Genomic DNA, 16,432 nt, shown 5'->3' with positions numbered 1-16,432 from the left:
CGACCCCGATCCGATCGCACACTGCACGGGTGCGGCGGCGCACTGTGCGCTCGGACATGTCCATCCGCCGTCCGACCACGTCCAGGGGGAGCCCTTGCGCGATGAGCTGGAGGACTCTCAGGTCCTCGTCGTCGATCGCGGGGGCTGGTGGCCGCGCTGTCTCCATTCGGTGTCCCTCCTCGGTGAGGTCACAGGCGCTCCGTGGAGTCCAGGCGGCCGGCGCCCGCGCTCGAGCGCGCCGACCGCCTCGCCGGGGGACGTGGCACCCCGGCGAGGCTTCGGTGTCCGAGGCGCGACGGCCGCCGTCAGAAGTCGAAGTCGTCGATGTTCTCGGCGTTGAAGACGAACGGATCCCCGAGGAGGACCGCAGCGTCGGCGCCGACTTCATACGAGCCGAGCCGGCCGGCCTCGAAGGTGTCCCCCTCCTCGCCGGTGATCTCGCCGGTGACGAGGGCCTGGGCGGCGAAGGCGGCGAGGTAGCCGAGGTCAGCCGGGTTCCAGAGCGCGAATGCGGTGACGGTGCCGTCCTTGACGTACTCGCGCATCTGGTTCGGGGTGCCGAGGCCGGTGAGCGCGACCGTGCCCTTGTGCTCGGACGTGGAGAGGTAGCGTGCCGCCGCGGCGATGCCCACCGTCGTGGGCGACACGATGCCCTTCAGCTCCGGGTAGGTCTGCAGGAGCGCCGCGGTCTTGTCGAAGGACGTCTGGTCGTCGTCGTCGCCGTAGACGACCTCGACGAGCTCGATGTCGGGATGACTGGCCTCGAGCTCCGCCTCCATCATCTCGATCCACGCGTTCTGGTTGGTCGCGTTGGCCGATGCGGACAGGATGGCGATCTGGCCACTCCCACCGATCTGCTCGGCGATGAGGTCGACCTGCACCTTCGCGATCCCCTCGGCGGAGGCCTGGTTGATGAAGAGGTCGCGGCACTCGGGGTTGGTGTCGGAGTCGAAGGTGACGACCTTGACGTCCGCCGAGCGCGCCTCGTCGAGCGCGTCGCAGATCGCCTCGGGATCGTTCGCAGAGACGACGAGGGCGCCGACCCCCTGCTGGGCGGCGGTCTGGATGAAGCTGACCTGCGACGTCGGGCTCGCCTCCGTCGGCCCGACCTCCTCGTAGGAGCCACCGAACTCCTCGATCGCCTCCGCGCCGCCGGCGTTCGAGGTGTCGAAGTAGGGGTTGCCGAGGTTCTTCGGCAGGAAGGTGATCGCCAAGTTGGCGTCGCCACCGTCCCCGCCGCCTCCGCCGGAGTCACTCGAGTCGTTGCCGCAGCCGGTCGCCAGCAGGGCGATGCCCAGCGCGAGCGCTACTGCCGTTCCTGCGCGCCGCTTCGGATTCGGTCCGAACATCGTTGTCTTCCTTCCTTGATGCGAACGCACTGCTATTGGGGTGCCGGCTGTGGTCGGCGGTCGTCCCCCGGTCGTCGTCTCCTCGAGAGGGCGCCGAACCGCCGGGTCTGGAGCCAGGCGAGGAGGCTGGTAGACACCACGGACGCGATGAGCAGCAGGCCAGTGATGACGTTGATGATGTCGCTGGAGATCCCGGCCAGCCGGAGAGCGCTGCCGAGTGTCCCGATGAGGAGCACGCCGGCGATCACGCCGTGCAGCGCCCCTCGCCCGCCGAAGATCGAGACGCCCCCGAGCAGCACCGCGGCGATGATCTGCAACTCCATCCCCATGGCGTTGTCGCCGCGGGCGTTGGAGTACAGCAGCGTGAAGTACACGCCCGCGAATCCCGACACCGCGCCGCTGAGGACGAACAACTGGAACTTGGTCCGGGCGACGTCGATGCCAGAGAACGCCGCCGCGTCCTTGTTCAGGCCGATCGCGTACAGCGACCGTCCGTACGGCGTGAAGTGCAGCAGCACGGCGAAGACGACCGCGAGGATGGCGAAGAGAATCATGACGACCGGGATCGGCGTGCCGGGGATGTTGGCCTTGGCGAGGTCGGTCCAGCTCTCCGGGAAGTCTGTGATCGCCGTGGTGCCGAGCAGGCCGACCGCGATGCCGCGGAAGAGCGCCAGCGTGCCGATGGTGACCGCGAGCGACGGCAGGCCGACCACGGTCACGAGGAACCCGTTGAACGCTCCCGCCAGTGTTCCCACCAGGACGGCGGCAAGTGCGGCCAGGGGGAACGGCAGCCCGGCCTGGGTGAGCAGACCGGTCACGACGCTCGCGAGACCGACGATGCTGGCGACCGAGAGGTCGATCTCCTCGGTGACGATGATGAGCGTCATGGGCAGGGCGATCAGCAGGATCGGGGCGACGTCGCGGAGCAGATAGGTCGCGGTCAGCGGGCTGTCGAAGTTGGGCACGGTGGCGAGCGACACGACGACCACGAGCACGAGGATCACGACGATGGCGGTTTCGCGGGTGAGCAGCGCCCGTCGCCACGCGGGCCTCGCGTGGGGCTTGTAGGTGCGCACGGCGACCTCGGTCGCGGTCATCTCGTCTCCTCCCGTTGGGCGATGAGCCGTCGGTGCTGTCTCACCGCGAGCACCCGGTCGAGCACGATCGCGCCGAGGATGAGGACGCCCACGACCGCTCGCTGCCAGAAGTCGTCGATTCCGAGGATCGGCAGGGCGCGGTTGATGGTGAGCAGCAGGAACGCGCCGATGGCGGCACCCCGGACGGTGCCGACGCCGCCCGAGATGGCGACGCCGCCGATGACCGCAGCACCGATCGCCTGCAACTCCCAGCCGAACCCGGCGCCGGAGCTGACGGTGCCGTAGCGGGCGGCGAACAGCACGCCGGCCAGCCCGGACAGGGCGCCGCTGACGACGAATGCCGCGACGATGCGCCGGGTCATGGGCAGGCCACACAGATGGGCGGCGGCCGGATCGGAGCCGATCGCGTACAGCTCGCGCCCGCTGCGCAGGTTGCGCAGATACCACGCGGCGCCGGCGAGCACGACGAGGGCGATGATCGTGAGGATCGGGATGCCCAGCACCTGGTCGGTACCGAGTCCGCGGAAGCCGCCCGGCATGTCCGAGGCGTTGATGCGGTCGCTGCCCGTCCAGGCGACGTTGATGCCGCGGTAGACGTACATGGTCCCGAGCGTGATCACGAGCGCCGGCACCCGCGCGAAGGCGACAAGGGCTCCGTTGACGAGACCGAGCAGTCCGCCCAGGGCGACACCGGCGAGGAACACCACGACGATCGGGATGCCGGAGACGTCGACGAAGAGGGTGCCGGTGAGGTACGCCGTCAGGCCCACGATCGACCCCACCGAGAGGTCGACGTTGCGGGTGATGATCACGATCGCCTGGCCGACGGCGACCAGCAGGAGCAGCGACGGCGTGAGGAGCAGGTCGCGGAACCCGTCGCTGGAGAAGAGGAAGTTCGGGTTGCTGAGGGTCGCGGCGATGATCACCAGCACCAGGGCGACCAGGATGCCGGTCTCGCGCGCGGTGGCGGCGTGGCGCATCAACCTGGACGCGCTGCTGGCGCCGGGAGCCGAAGGGCGCGTGACCGTGGTCATCGGACCGCCTCCGTGACCGTGGTGGCGGCGTGCATGATGGCCTCCGGCGTCGCCTGGTCACGCGGGAACTCACCCGTGAGGCGCCCTTCTCTCATGACGAGGACGCGGTCGGCCATCCCAAGCACCTCCGGGAGCTCGGACGAGATCATGAGGATCGCGATGCCCTGCTGGGCGAGCCGGCTCAGCAGACGATGCACCTCGGCCTTGGTGCCGACGTCGATGCCGCGCGTCGGCTCGTCGACGATGAGCACTCTCGGCTCGGTGGCAAGCCACTTGCCGAGCACGACCTTCTGCTGGTTGCCGCCCGAGAGCGTGCTGGCCTGGGCATCGAGGGCGGACGTCTTCACCTCGAGCCGGCTCGCCCACACCTGCGCCGCCTCGTTCTCACTGCGGGTCCACACCAGCCCCCACCTGGCGAGCTTGGACCGGATGGCCAGCGTGAGGTTGCGCGAGACGCCGTCGTCGAGAACCAGGCCTTGTCTGCGCCGGTCCTCGGGGACGAGGGCGATGCCACGACTCGTCGACGTGCGCGGGCGACCCTTCGGCAATGCCTCTCCGTTCACCCGTACGCTGCCGCTCTCGTACGCGTCGACCCCGAAGATCGCGCGCGCGACCTCGCTGCGCCCCGCGCCGACCAGGCCCGCGAGGCCGACGATCTCGCCGGCACGCACCGAGAATGAGACGTCGCGGAACACACCGGCGCGGGTGATCCCCTCGACCTCCAGCACGACGTCACCGATGTCCGCGGCGAGCTTCGGGTAGAGCTCGGTGACGTCACGCCCGACCATCTGTCTGACGAGGTCGTCGACCGTGGTGTCGGCGATGGGCGTGGTGTCGACGTAGGAGCCGTCGCGCATGACCGTGACGGTGTCGCACAGCGCGAAGACCTCGTCGAACCGGTGCGAGATGAACAGCAGCGCCCGACCCTCGTCGCGAAGGCTCCGGGCGACGGCGAACAGGCGCTCGACCTCGACGCCCGACAACGCCGCCGTCGGCTCGTCCATGATCAGCACACGCGCGTCGAGGGAGATCGCCTTGGCGATCTCGATGATCTGCTGGTCGGCAATGGACAGGCCCTCGGTGACGCGGTCCGGGTCGAGTGCCACGCCCAGACGGCCGAAGATCTCCTGCGCCTCCTCGCGCATCGCTCGGCGATCGATCCGCCCGAGCCGGGTCACGGGCTGGCGGCCCATGAAGATGTTCTCGGTGACCGAGAGGTCGGGGAAGAGCGTCGGCTCCTGGTAGATCACCGCGATGCCCGCGGCCTTGGACTGTGCGGTGCTGGAGAAGTCGACCGATTCGCCGTCGAGGAGGAGGTCGCCCGCATCGCGGCGATAGAGGCCGGCGACGATCTTGACGAGCGTCGACTTGCCGGCGCCGTTCTCGCCGATGAGTGCGTGGATCGAGCCTCGCTCGAGGATCAATGAGCCGGATCGCAGCGCGACGACCGGGCCGAACGACTTCACGACCCGTCGCAGCTCGAGCACCGGACGCGGCGGGGCGGACGCTTCGACTTCGATGGCCACGCAGGCCTCCTCCTCGCTGAGGGATCGTCGTCCGAACTCGACTTGAATCAAGGATGAATCGATTCATGCTAAGTTCAAGTTACCCTAGGGACCTGCCGCGGTGCGGTCAAGTTCTCGGGCCGATTCCTGGTCGATGGAGAGTGGAGGCGTCCGTGGCCGTGAGCATCCGGGACGTGGCGCAGCGCGCCGGTGTGTCCGTCGGCACCGTCTCGAACGTGCTCAACCGGCCGAACGAGGTGTCCGCAGACTCGGTGACCCGGGTGACCCGCGCCATCGAGGAGCTCGGCTACGTCCGCAACGACGCCGCGCGGAAGCTGCGCGCCGGCATCAGCGCCACGGTGGGGTTCGTCGTCCTTGACGGCCAGAACCCCTTCTACAACGACGTCGTCCGCGGCGCCGAAGACGAGGCGAGCAGCCACAGCATCGCTGTCCTCTACGGCAACACCGACCAAGACCCGCGCCGCGAGCGCACCTACATCGACCTCTTCCACGAACAGCAGGTCCGGGGCCTGCTCATCGCCCCGTACGGCGACGTGACGGCCCATCTCGGCCGCCTCCGGGAAGCCGGCATCGCCGTCGTCCTGGTCGACCGGTTCAGCGGCGACGGTAAGTTCTCGTCCGTCTCGGTCGACAGCGTCGCCGGGGGGCGGCTCGCCGTCGAGCACCTGATCGAGACCGGTCGCGACCGGATCGCCTTCGTCGGCGGCCCGTTCGACATCCGTCAGGTCAACGACCGGCTCGCCGGAGCTCGCGCAGCGGCGGAGAACGCCAACACCCCCGCGTCCCTCGAGGTCATCGCAACGGAGAGCATGGCCGTCGAGGACGGCGTGTCCGCCGGCGCCCGCATCCTGGCGCGCTCCCCCAGCGACTGGCCGGATGCCCTGTTCGCCGCCAACGATCTGATCGCGTTGGGACTCCTGCAGTCCCTCGTCACGGACGGACGCGCGAGGGTCCCTCAGGACATCGCGATCATCGGCTTCGACGACATCCCCTTCGCCGCCGCGGCCGCCGTGCCGCTCTCGTCCATCCGCCAGCCCAGCCGCGTGATGGGGCGCACCGCGTTGCGGATCGTCCTGGAGGAAGCGGCGGACCCCGATAGCATCCCCCGCCAGACCGTCTTCCCGCCCGAGCTCGTGGTCCGTTCGTCCACCGTGTCCAGGTGACAAGCGGCTCACCCGGGACCGGTTGGCCGGCTCCGGGTCATCGTGCCTCGGGCGTCTCAGGTCAACCTCCAACCAGCGCTCGGAACCGCTTCTCCAGCTGTTCGGCGGCGGCGGCCAGCCGGCCGCGGTGGCCGCTGACCGCCGCGGCGTCGTTCGCCAGCTGGTCGCGCTGCGTGTCGAGCATGCGGGCGAGCTCCGCCGGTTGCGGGCCGCCGAGACCGGCCCGGCTCCGGACGAACGCGGCAGGGTCGAGCGCGGTGCGGTAGCGCTGCTCGGTCAGCGGGAAGTCCTGACCCGTGACCTGCCGGTAGATGGCTGCGGCCGCGTCGACGCCGATGTCGGCCGGGGCCAAGGCCTGGGCGCGGCCGTGGTCGGCCAGCTGCGACGCGAACCGGTGCCCGTCGCGGAAGGAGACGCCGGCGGTGTCGTGCAGCAGGTCGGCCAGCTCGGTCATCGTGGAGTAGTCGTTCGCGCACTCGGCGAGCGCTCGTGCGCGGTCGACCCGCAGCGCTGCCAGCACGTCGCCGAAGAGCTCCACCAACAGCCGGGTCGGCTCCGCGGCGAGCTGGGTGATGCTCACCTCGCGAATGTCGGGCATGCCGGTGTGCAGGTTGTGCGCCGCCGTGAACAGTGCGCCGAGCGATCCGGTGACCAATGAGGCCAGCTCGCGCAGCGTCTCCAGAGCTGTGGGGTTTCGCTTCTGCGGCATCATGCTGCTGATGCCGGTCAGCGGGCCGGCCGCCAGCGTCAGCCACGGAAGCGGAGCCGCCTGCACTTGGTGCACGTCCTGGACGATCTGCGTCACCTGCACGGCCACGATGCCGAACCCCGCGGCCGCCTCGAGAATGGCGTCGGTCGGCGCCAGGTGGTTGGCGGCATAGGAGTTCTCGACGACGCCGTCGAAGCCGAGCAGCCCGGCCAGCAGCGAGCGGTCGAGGGCGAACCTCGACGTCGTCAGGGCGCCGGCGCCGAGCGGCGAGACGTTGCCGCGCGCGTACGCCTGGTCCAGCCGGGCGAACCCGCGGCCCATCGCGTCGTCGACCGCCAGCAGGTAGTGGCCGAACGTCGTCGGCTGAGCCTGCACGCCGTGGGTGTAGGCCGGCACGACGGTGCCGGCGTGCGTCTCCGCGAGGCCGAGCAACCGCCCGCGCAGCACGACGAGCGCGTCGAGCACCTCGAGGATCCCCGCGCGGAGCACGGCGCGGCAAGTGGCGGAGAACATGTCCTGCCGGCTCCGGCCGAGGTGGATCAGCGACGCGTCGCCGCCGACCAGTTCGGCCAGGCGGGACTCGAACTCCAGGTAGTCGACCCACTCCCCCGCGTACGGCTCGGCGGCCAGCAGGTCGATCGCCCGCGCGAGGCCGGCGGCGACACCGTCCTCGACCAGTCCCGCCTCGTGCACGACGACGAGGGCGGCCCGGTTCATGTCGAGGCCGAAGGCGTGGACGAGCGGCGACGGCCGGAAGAGCAGCGCTCGCGCCGCGTCGTAGGCCGGACCAGGATGATCGACGTCGGTCATGCGCCGGCCACCTTGAACGGCTCGAGCGCGCGGCGGTCCAGGTCGAAGCCGAGGCCCGGGCGGTCCGGTACCGAGATCGTGCCGTCGACGTTGAGCTCGAGGCGTTGCTCGAACATGACGTCCTTCAGCGTGTTCAGGCTGTTGTCGTAGTACTCGACGATCAGGCCGTTGGGAACGGCGGCGACGAGGTGGACGTGGATCTCCTGGTCGCCGTGCGGGGCGACGGGGGTGTCGTGGGCCAGTGCGTAATGGGCGGACTTCTGCCATTCGGTGATGCCGCCGAGGATCTGGGCGTCGGCGTTGAGGACGTCGGCGCAGCCGGTGTCGACGAGGTGGCGGAAGCCGGGCAGCGTGTACTCGTTCTCGCCGAGGGCGATCGGCACGTCGCCCGCCGCGACCAGCGCGGCGGCGCCGTCGAAGTCGTCGGGGCCGAGCGGCTCCTCGAACCAGTAGACGCCCCGCTCGCCGAGGGCACGCGCCATGCGGCGGGCGCCGATGCGGTCGTAGGCGTTGTTCGCGTCGACCAGCACGTCGACGCCGTCGCCGACCGCCTCGATGACCGCGTCGACCCGGGCGAGGTCCGCGGCGATCGGGACGCCGCCGACCTTCATCTTCACCGCCGCAACGCCGTCGTCGACCCGACCGCGCATCTCGTCCTGGAGATCGTCGAGCGTCTTGCCCGGCTCGTAGTAGCCGCCCGCCGCGTAGGCCGGGACGCGGTCGCGGTAGCCGCCCAGCAACCTGTGAACGGACATGCCGGCCTGCTTGCCGATGGCGTCCCAGACCGCGATGTCGACGGCGCTGATCGCCCGGGTGCTCAGGCCGCGGCGGCCGTAGATCTTGGGCCGGTAGATCGCGGCCCAGATGCGCTCGGTGTTCAGCGGCAGGCCGACCACGGACTCGGCGATCTGGCGCAGCGCCTGGAAGACGATGGCTCCACCGTGCGTCCAGCCGACGCCGGTGATCCCGTCCGCGGTCTCGAGCTCGCAGACGACGATCTCGGTATCCGTGTACGTGTAGAGCCCGTTCGTGATCGGCTTCTCGTACGGCGCCGAGTACGCCGTCACCCGGACGCTCGCGATCGTCATATGCCGCGGCCCTCCCTTGATCAGATGTGATGTAAATCGATCTAACGGTCACACTGGCACGCCGTCGGCGTCAAGTCAGGTGCTTCACAGATGAGCGAATCCTGAGCTGAATGCATGGTTATCGCCGTGAGACAGTGAGGATTGACGCCACGGCCGTCGACTGCCTATGCTGCGGCATCGTCGATGGAGTTAATCGATACAACTCCCACGTTCAACGGAGAAACGGTGGTGATGATGACCTCCAGTACGACCACGACGGCGAGTCGGCCGGTCGCGACCGGCACCGGATCGCGACGGCGGCGCAGCCATGTCTCGCTGTGGTTCGCCGTCCCGGCGCTCGCCGTCTACGCCGTCGTGGTGCTCTATCCGGTCGCCTCGGGCGTCTACCTGGCCTTCACCGACTGGAACGGCCTCAGCGCGACCCGCGCGTTCACCGGGCTCGAGAACCTGCGGACCTTCCTCGGCGACGGCGACGCCATGGGCGCGCTGATTCACCAGCTGATCATCGCGACGGTCTTCCCGCTGATCCAGAACGTCGTCGGGCTGGCGCTGGCGGTGGCACTGAACTCGCGGATCAAGTCGCGCTACGTGCTGCGGACCGTCTTCTTCGCGCCGGCCGTGATGACGCCGATCATCATCGCGTTCCTCTGGCAGTACATCTACTCGACCGACGGCACCCTCAACACCGTCCTGGGCGCCGTCGGACTCGACGGGCTGCGGCAGAGCTGGCTCGGCGATCCCGACCTCGCACTCTGGTCGATCATCGCGGTCATCATCTGGCAGTTCACGGGCTATGCCATGGTCATCTACCTGGCCGGCCTCCAGGCGATCCCCGGTGAGTTGCTCGAAGCGGCGCAGATCGACGGCGCCGGACGGGTGACGACCTTCGTCCGGGTGGTGATCCCGCTGCTGGCGCCTTCCATCACCATCAACGTGGTGCTCTCCACCATCATGGGCCTGAAGATCTTCGACCAGGTCTACGCCATGACCGGCGGCGGGCCCGGCAACGCCACTCAGACGCTCACCGGCTACCAGTACCAGCAGGCCTTCACCCTGGGGAACTTCGGCTACGGAACGACCGTCGCCCTGGTACTCGCGGCCATCGTCTCCGTCGTCGCCGCACTCCAGTACAAGGTCCTGCGCCGCAACGAGCGGGCCGCCTCGTGACCGGGCGGCGCTACGGCGGCGGCACGTTGACGCTCGAGATCGTCATGATCGCGATCGCGCTGGTGTTCGCGTTCCCGCTGTACGTGCTCGTCGTGCTGTCGTTGAAGAGCCCCGAAGAGGCGGCGAACTCGCCGCTGTCGCTCCCATCGGCGCTGTCGTTCGACAACTACACGGCGGCCTGGGAGCAGGCTGACCTCGCGCCCGCCATCCTCAGCAGCGTCGTCATCACCGTCGTGAGCGTCGCGGCGCTCGTGGTCACCGGCGCGCTCGCCGCGTACGCCATCGCCCGGCACACCAGTCACTGGAGCGGCGCCCTGTTCGCCGTCTTCCTCGTCGGGCTCGTGGTCCCGTTCCAGCTCGCGCTGATCCCGCTCTACCAGCTGGTCCGCGACGCCGAGCTGCTCGGCTCCTACTGGTCGGTGATCCTCTACATGGTCGGCACCGAGCTACCGCTCACGGTCTTCCTCTACACCGGCTTCCTCCGAGCGGTCCCGCGCGACTACGAGGAGGCCGCCATGATCGACGGCGCCTCGCAGCTGCGCGCCTTCCGCTCCGTCGTCTTCCCGCTGATGCGACCCGTCACCGGGACCGTGATCATCCTCAACGCCATCGGGTGCTGGAACGCGTTCCTGGTGCCCAACCTGTTCCTCAGCGGCTCCGGGCGCCAGACGATCCCCGTGGCCGTGTACTCGTTCGTCGGCGAGTTCGCGACCCAGTGGAACCTCGTCTTCGCCGGCCTCGTCATCGGCATGGCCCCAATCCTGCTCGTCTACCTGCTGCTGCAGCGCCGCATGATCCGCGGCTTCGCCAGCGGCCTCAAGGGCTAGCGCCGTCCGTCGTCCGTCCCGAGAGAAGGACCCCGTCATGACCACCAGAACACACCGGTCCACGACCGTCGCCGGCACCGCACTGCTCGCCACACTCGCCCTCGCCGCTTGCGGCGGATCCGGCGGCGACTCGACGGGCGCCGGCGACGACTCCGGCGCGCCCTCGGGCGAGCTGCGCATCGCCGTGCCCACCAGTCAGGGCCCCGCCACCACCGCCGCCGCGGAGGCGTTCGAGCAGGAGTACCCCGACGTCTCGGTGGACGTCTCGACGGCCAACACCGACCAGTATCAGCAGGCCACTCGGACACAGCTCGCCTCGGGCACCGCCGCCGACGTCGTCTACGTCTGGGCCGGCAGCGGCGGCGTGATGTCCGTGGCCACACTGGCGAGTGAGGGCGTGCTCGCCGACCTGTCGGAGGAGGAGTGGACGGCGGGCATCCCCGAGGAGCAGCGCTTCCTCACCCAGGTAGACGGCAAGACCTACATCCTGCCCGCCATCTACGGCGCCGTCGGCGCCATCTACAACCAGGCAGCCTTCGACACCGCCGGCGTGACACCCCCGCAGACCTGGACCGAACTCCTGGCCGCCTGCGACACGTTCAACGACGCCGGCATCGTCCCGATGGCGCTGGGCCTGCAGACCCCGGCGAACGGTCAGTTCATCGACTACTCGCTGGTCGCGACGACGGTGTACGCGGAGCAGCCGGACTTCGGCGAGCAGATGGACAGTGGCGCGGCGACCTTCGCCGACTCCGGCTGGCGTGACGCCATGGAGAAGTACCTCGAGCTCAACGAGCACGGCTGCTTCCAGGAGAACCCGACGGGCACGCCGGCAGACGAGGCGCTGCGGATGGTCAGCACCGGCGAGGCGGCCATGTCGGTGCAGGTCAACTCCTCGCTCCCCCAGGTCCAGGAGTCCGCCCCGGACACCGAGTTCGGGCTGCTGGCGCTCCCTGCCACCGACGACGCCCCCGCCACGCGGCTGCCGGTCGCGCTGACCGGCACCTTCGGCGTCACGGCGCGGAGTGAGAACCAGGCCACCGCCAAGGCGTTCCTCGACTTCCTGGCCGAGAACCAGTCGATCTACGCAGAGCAGGTGAGCACGCTCCCGATCGACCCCGACCAGGCCCCGGCGGAGGTCACCCCGGCCCTGGAGACCGTCAGCACCTTCGTCGCCGACGGCCGGACCGCCCCGTATCCCGACCAGACGTGGCCGAACCCGGAGGTGCAGCAGACTCACCTGCAGGTCGTGCAGGATCTCTTCACCGGATCGGCCAGTGTCGACGACGCGCTCGGCCGGCTGCAGGAGGCCTTCGAAGGGTGAGATCATCGGTCCGATGGCACGGACCCGATGACCCGTCCGGCACGGCCAGGCTGAGAAGGAGGCGGTGATGGCCAAGGTCCGAGTCAGGGAGGTGGCCGCCCTGGCCGGTGTGTCCACCGCCACCGTCTCCAACTACCTCAACCGGCCGGGCCGGGTCTCCGACGAGACCGGCAGGCGGATCCGCGCCGCCATCGACGAGCTCGGCTACGTCCGCAACAACGCCGCCCGGCAGCTGCGGCAGGGCCGCAGCTCGACCATCGCGCACATCGTCCCCGACATGACCAATGTGACCCTCGGCGCGCTCGCCGACGGCATCGAGAAGCGGGCGTCGGAGGCGGGACTGTCGGTCTTCCTCGCGAACTCGCAGGGCGACCAGGAGAAGGAGAACGCGTACCTCGAGCTCTTCGAGGAGCACGGGGTACGCGGCATCCTCGTCCTTTCCCGCGGCCCGGTCGAGGAACGGCTGGCCGCCATGCGTGAGCGCGGGACACCGAGCGTGATCATCGGCCACCGGGCCTCGAACCCCGAGCAGCCCTCGGTGTCCGTCGACAACGTCGCGGGTGGCCACCTCGCGGCGAAGCACCTCGTCGACATCGGCCGCCGGCACATCGCCTTCGTCGGCGGCCCGCTCGCCATCCCCCAGGTCGCTGATCGCCTCGCCGGTGCCGGCCGCGCCGTGAAGGAGTCGGGCACCGCCTCGCTCGAGCTCATCACCGTCGACCAACGCGACGTCGCGACCGGGCGTGCGGTCGGGGCGGAGCTCGCCGCCCGTAGCGCCGACCGCCGGCCCGACGCCGTCTTCGCCGTCAACGACCTCCTCGCTGTGGGCCTCGAGCAAGCACTCGTCACCGGCGGCGTGCGCGTCCCCGACGACATCGCCCTCGTCGGCTACGACGACAGCGAGTACGCCCGCGCGTTGCTCGTCCCGCTGACCTCGATCCGACCTCCGCACGAGAGTTTCGGCGCCTCCGCGGTCGACCTCCTCATCACCCTCATGACCGACGACGGACCACCAGAGGAGACGCAACTCGTGTTCGCACCCGAGCTCGTCGTCCGCGGATCCACGGTTCCCGGCGCCGACACCTGACGGCTCCAGGCGGGTGCTCCCGAGTGGTCGCCGACATCGGCAGCCGCGCGCCACCACCGCTGCGTCGGAGCCTCGGCCTACGCTCGTGCTCGTGACGGTCACCTGGACGAGTCTCCATCGGCTTCTCGGCGTTGCGCCGGGACCGCTGACGTACGAGATGTTCGAGCAAGCCGCCGGCGAACAGCTCGCCGAAACTGGCGACCTCGACTGGAAGCAGACTCTGCCGTTCAAGCTCGAAAAAGCCCATGCCGAGAAGGAGAAAGAGGAACTGTGCAAGGACGTCGCTGCCATGGCGAACAGCGGCGGCGGCCTCATCGCCTACGGGATCGCAGCAGACGGGCAGAGTGGCCGGGCGCAGAAGGTCATGCCCGTGACCATGGACGAGAAGGCCCAACTGCAGATCCGCTCACTCGCCGCTGCCCGTATCCGGCCTATCGTCGGCGGCCTTCAGCTCGTACCGTTGCCGGCCCCGGGTGATCCCGCGAACGGAGTGCTCGCGGTGCACGTGCCCGCTAGCCCATCAGCGCCTCACGCCTTGGAAGGCCAGGACGTGCTGCGATTCCCGTACCGCTACGGTCCGCAGACCGTCTGGATGCGGGAGCAGGAGCTCGAACGCGCTTACGGTGACCGATTCGATAGGCGAGCGGCTGACCATGAACGGCTCGCAAAGATCATCGATGAGCTGACAAGCCGGCTCGATTCTGGCGTTGGAGCATGGGTCGTGGGCGTCGCGCACCCACGGGTCCCCCGCACGGGCCTAGTGCCGGACACACCACGTGGGGAGATCATTTCGATCATCGACCGGGCACGGGAAGTCTCGAATGAGCTCATCCCACGCGGCGGTTTCTTCAGGTACGGGTTCCTCGATGCTGTCGAGCACGAGGCGCTGAACCCGCGTCGAGGACTTCGCCGTTGGGTCGTGCGTCGGGCTTCCCCCTCTGGCCCCAGCGATCAATCACAGGGCGTGCACGTGGAGATCCATCACGACGGCACCGCCGTCCTCGCCGCCCAGTTGAACTGGAATGCGCCTTCGGATGACACCGCTCTTGTGATCTCTGAACTCATCGAAAGCGCCGCCGCGGACCTCGTCGCGCTGACCGCCTCGACCGCTCGAGCACGCTACATCGACAGCCCACTGGCTGTGCGCCTCGATCTGGTACAGGACATCGACGGCGCCCTTCCCTACCAGGCCGCAACCGCCTACGGGCCGCTCGGCACGCCGCGGAACACCCCGCTCCCGATCGACGGCACTTGGCGTGTACATCGCTTCACGCCGATCGAGACGGAGGTCTCCGCAACGGCCGATAAGTCAGCCCTGGAGGAGGCCGCGCGTGATCTCGCGACTGACGCCATGCACCAGTTCGGCGCGGAGTCGATTCGACTCCTGCGGGCGCGTCCCGCGGGTGGTCAGGCAAGCTGATTCCGGAGCTCGGCGGCCGCTTCAAGGGGCCAGTGCGCCAGCGAGCGGCGTGAGCGCGACGACCTACCTGGAGATCAAGAAGATGTCGAACCGCGGGACGACCCGCTCCGGCTGATCGACCTCGGCGTACGTGGAGCCGAACGGGAACTCCGTCCGTCGGCATAGGAGATCGTCACCGCGTCCAGGCGCCGGCACACGAGGGCTGCCGTCGACCTGGTCGCGGTTGCGCAGCAAGACAGGTTATCCGTTGTAAAACAGTCCGCACGGTTATCCGTTGTAAATCGTGGCGAAGGGACAGGCATCTTGTACGACGTCGAGGTCGGACTGGATCCGGCGTTCACCGTGGGCACGGTCGATCCGCGACTGTTCGGCACGTTCGTCGAGCACATGGGGCGGTGCGTCTACGGCGGCATCTTCGAGCCCGACCACCCCACGGCCGACGAGCACGGCTTCCGCGGCGACGTCGCCGAGCTGGTCCGCGAGCTGGGCGCGACCGTCGTCCGCTACCCGGGCGGCAACTTCGTCTCCGGCTACCGCTGGGAGGACGGCGTCGGTCCGGTCGCGGAGCGCCCGCGCCGCCTCGACCTGGCCTGGCGTTCGTTCGAGCCGAACACCGTCGGCGTCGACGAGTTCTGCCGCTGGGCCCGCGGCGTCGGCATCGACCCGATCCTGGCGGTCAACCTCGGCACCCGGGGCGTGGACGCCGCCGTCGACCTGCTCGAGTACGCGAACTTCGCGCCCGGCACGACGAGCACCGCCGATCGCCGCGTGGCGAACGGGCACAAGGACCCGCACGCGATCCGCACCTGGTGCCTGGGCAACGAGATGGACGGCCCGTGGCAGATCGGGCACAAGACCGCCGACGAGTACGGCCGGCTCGCCGCCGAGACGGCGAGGGCCATGCGCCGCGCCGACCCGGACATCGAGCTGGTCGCCTGCGGCAGCTCCAACAGCGCCATGCCGACGTTCGGCACCTGGGAGCGGGTGGTCCTCGAGCACACCTACGACCTGGTCGACCACGTCTCGCTGCACGCCTACTACGAGCCGGTCGGCGGCGACGTGGACAGCTTCCTGGCCTCCTCGGAGGACATGCGCGCGATGATCACGGCCATCGCCGCGACGGCGGACCACGTCGGCGCGGTGCGGCGCAGCGACAAACGGCTGACCATCTCCTTCGACGAGTGGAACGTCTGGTACCAGCACCGCTTCGCCGGCCAGGAGGGGCTCGAGCGGACCGAGAACGGCGCCCTCATCGAGGACGTGTACGACGTCACCGACGCGGTCGTCGTCGGCGACCTGCTGATGGCCCTGCTGGACCACTGCGACCGCGTGGCGATCGCCTGCCAGGCGCAGCTGGTCAACGTCATCGGGCCGATCCTGACCCGGCCGGGCGGTCCGGCCTGGCGGCAGACGATCTTCCACCCGTTCGCGCTGACCGCCCGGCACGCCCGCGGGACGGTGCTGCGGACGGCGGTCCGCACCGCACCGCTCGCGACGGAACGCTTCGGCGACGTCCCCGCCACGCGCGTCACCGCCGTCCAGGACCCGGTGACCGGGGCGCTCACCCTCTTGGCCACGAACCGCAGCCGCACCGAGCCGGCCCGGCTCACCGTCGACCTCCGAGCCTTCGGCCACCGCCGGCTGCTCGAGCACCTCACGATCGCCGACGACGATCCGTCCGCCACCAACACCGCCGAGCAGCCGGACCGGGTCGTCCCCCGTCCGGCCACCGGCACCGTTCTCGACGGCGACCAGACGCTCACCGCGACCCTGCCGCCGTCGTCCTGGCACCTCATCCGGCTGGGCGACTGACCCGGCACTGCCTGCGAAG

The 16,432-nt window shown here is 69.5% G+C and carries 13 protein-coding genes; 7 read left to right on the top strand and 6 right to left on the bottom strand.

The features are described from left to right. Positions 1 to 305: 305 nt before the first annotated feature. The 4 genes from rhaS to HD601_RS16550 are packed head-to-tail and all read right to left on the bottom strand — an operon-like array spanning position 306 to position 5,006. Positions 306 to 1,349, bottom strand: a complete 1,044-nt coding sequence (gene rhaS / locus HD601_RS16565; protein ID WP_184823597.1) for a rhamnose ABC transporter substrate-binding protein — start codon at positions 1,347 to 1,349, stop codon at positions 306 to 308. A 32-nt stretch (positions 1,350 to 1,381) separates the two neighbouring features. Beyond that, positions 1,382 to 2,446 (bottom strand): ABC transporter permease, encoded by a 1,065-nt coding sequence (locus HD601_RS16560; protein WP_184823595.1) that lies wholly within the window; start codon positions 2,444 to 2,446, stop codon positions 1,382 to 1,384. Then, on the bottom strand, positions 2,443 to 3,480 hold the full coding sequence (locus tag HD601_RS16555) for an ABC transporter permease (RefSeq protein ID WP_184823593.1): 1,038 nt from the start codon (positions 3,478 to 3,480) through the stop codon (positions 2,443 to 2,445). The genes HD601_RS16560 and HD601_RS16555 overlap by 4 nt, the downstream gene beginning before the upstream one ends. Beyond that, complete coding sequence (locus HD601_RS16550; RefSeq protein ID WP_221441054.1) at positions 3,477 to 5,006, bottom strand: ATP-binding cassette domain-containing protein; 1,530 nt, start codon at positions 5,004 to 5,006, stop codon at positions 3,477 to 3,479. The genes HD601_RS16555 and HD601_RS16550 overlap by 4 nt, the downstream gene beginning before the upstream one ends. Positions 5,007 to 5,158: 152 nt before the next feature. Between HD601_RS16550 and HD601_RS16545 the strand changes: the two genes are divergently transcribed. After that, on the top strand, positions 5,159 to 6,169 hold the full coding sequence (locus HD601_RS16545) for a substrate-binding domain-containing protein (protein WP_184829973.1): 1,011 nt from the start codon (positions 5,159 to 5,161) through the stop codon (positions 6,167 to 6,169). Positions 6,170 to 6,230: 61 nt separating this feature from the next. Here HD601_RS16545 and HD601_RS16540 read toward each other — a convergent pair whose 3' ends face one another. Next, a complete protein-coding gene (locus tag HD601_RS16540; protein WP_184823591.1) occupies positions 6,231 to 7,688 on the bottom strand; it encodes a lyase family protein in 1,458 nt (485 codons plus the stop codon). Continuing rightward, a complete protein-coding gene (locus HD601_RS16535; RefSeq protein WP_184823589.1) occupies positions 7,685 to 8,776 on the bottom strand; it encodes a mandelate racemase/muconate lactonizing enzyme family protein in 1,092 nt (363 codons plus the stop codon). The genes HD601_RS16540 and HD601_RS16535 overlap by 4 nt, the downstream gene beginning before the upstream one ends. A gap of 234 nt (positions 8,777 to 9,010) precedes the next feature. Between HD601_RS16535 and HD601_RS16530 the strand changes: the two genes are divergently transcribed. The 6 genes from HD601_RS16530 to arfA all read left to right on the top strand — a co-directional run bounded on the left by HD601_RS16530 (position 9,011) and on the right by arfA (position 16,413). Then, positions 9,011 to 9,943: a carbohydrate ABC transporter permease gene (locus HD601_RS16530; RefSeq protein WP_184823587.1), complete on the top strand. Its 933-nt coding sequence runs from the start codon at positions 9,011 to 9,013 to the stop codon at positions 9,941 to 9,943. Continuing rightward, positions 9,940 to 10,770: an ABC transporter permease subunit gene (locus HD601_RS16525; RefSeq protein WP_221441053.1), complete on the top strand. Its 831-nt coding sequence runs from the start codon at positions 9,940 to 9,942 to the stop codon at positions 10,768 to 10,770. Before HD601_RS16530 ends, HD601_RS16525 begins: the two co-directional genes overlap by 4 nt. A gap of 37 nt (positions 10,771 to 10,807) precedes the next feature. Continuing rightward, positions 10,808 to 12,094 carry an ABC transporter substrate-binding protein gene (locus tag HD601_RS16520; RefSeq protein WP_184823585.1) on the top strand — a complete coding sequence of 429 codons (1,287 nt, stop codon included), beginning with the start codon at positions 10,808 to 10,810 and terminating at the stop codon, positions 12,092 to 12,094. Positions 12,095 to 12,161: 67 nt separating this feature from the next. Beyond that, entirely contained in the window at positions 12,162 to 13,181 is a 1,020-nt protein-coding gene (locus HD601_RS16515) for a LacI family DNA-binding transcriptional regulator (RefSeq protein ID WP_184823583.1), read from the top strand. A 91-nt stretch (positions 13,182 to 13,272) separates the two neighbouring features. Then, positions 13,273 to 14,601, top strand: coding sequence for an RNA-binding domain-containing protein (locus HD601_RS16510; protein ID WP_184823581.1), 1,329 nt, complete (start codon positions 13,273 to 13,275; stop codon positions 14,599 to 14,601). A gap of 303 nt (positions 14,602 to 14,904) precedes the next feature. Then, positions 14,905 to 16,413, top strand: a complete 1,509-nt coding sequence (gene arfA, locus HD601_RS16505; RefSeq protein ID WP_221441052.1) for an arabinosylfuranosidase ArfA — start codon at positions 14,905 to 14,907, stop codon at positions 16,411 to 16,413. The last annotated feature ends 19 nt before the right edge of the window (positions 16,414 to 16,432 follow it).

The organism is Jiangella mangrovi (genome assembly GCF_014204975.1).
GTDB lineage: Bacteria > Actinomycetota > Actinomycetes > Jiangellales > Jiangellaceae > Jiangella > Jiangella mangrovi.
This window is presented reverse-complemented; position numbering and strand designations above follow the sequence as displayed.